This window comes from Paracoccus sp. 22332, from assembly GCF_052045125.1.
In the GTDB taxonomy this organism is placed as follows: Bacteria; Pseudomonadota; Alphaproteobacteria; order Rhodobacterales; family Rhodobacteraceae; genus Paracoccus; species Paracoccus haematequi_A.
Genome location: NZ_JBQEOI010000154.1, coordinates 1 through 316, shown reverse-complemented (window position 1 = coordinate 316; position 316 = coordinate 1). Strand labels below are relative to the sequence as shown.

Here is a 316-nt window from a genome sequence, read left to right as displayed (position 1 = left end):
ATCATGTTCGGCAGGCTCAAGGATTGGAGGCGAGTTGCAACCCGATACGACAGGTGCCCCATCGTCTTCTTCTCGGCCATAGCTCTCGCTGCAACCGTCATCTTCTAGCTCTAAAGTTAATGAGTCTGGAGCCGATCTGCAACATCCTGCCGATCGCCCCGTCCACCTACTATGAACATCTGGCCAAGCGGGCCGATCCGCAGGCCCAATTCGTTCAGCTCCTCGGTCATACGCGGCCTGCGCCCCGAGATCCTTCGGGTCTTCGAAGAGAACTGGCGGGTCTATGGGGTTCGGAAAGTCTGGCGGCAGCTTGGTC

Annotated in this window: 1 protein-coding gene and 1 pseudogene; both read left to right on the top strand. The window is 58.2% G+C overall.

Features of this window, described 5'->3' with window-relative positions; genetic code table 11:
* Positions 1–108, top strand: a pseudogene (locus ACTJI6_RS24310) (IS5/IS1182 family transposase); the annotation flags it as partial.
* Between the two features lie 11 nt (positions 109–119).
* On the top strand, positions 120–316 hold a 197-nt coding region (locus tag ACTJI6_RS24305), incomplete at its 3' end, for a hypothetical protein (protein WP_440804377.1).